The 255-nt window shown below is 64.3% G+C and carries 1 pseudogene; it reads left to right on the top strand.

Annotated elements, in window-relative coordinates:
• Positions 1-255, top strand: a pseudogene (locus AC0C6X_RS30275) (choline dehydrogenase); the annotation flags it as partial.

A 255-nucleotide genomic window follows, 5' to 3' on the forward strand; every position in this document is an offset into this window, starting at 1 on the left:
CCGGCGATGCCGCCTGGTCCTGGCAGAATTGCCTGCCCGATTTCAAGGCGCATGAGGACCATTACCGGCTCGACAACGGCGCGGACCCGAAGACCGGCGGCAACAGCCGGTTCTCCGACATGCACGGCCACGGTGGCGAATGGCGGATAGAGAAGCAGCGGCTCAAATGGGACATCCTCGAATCCTTCGCCGAGGCCGCCGTCGAGGCCGGTATTCCGCGCTCCGACGATTTCAACAGCGGCGACAATGAGGGTG

This window comes from Ensifer sp. VA4 (genome assembly GCF_055710065.1).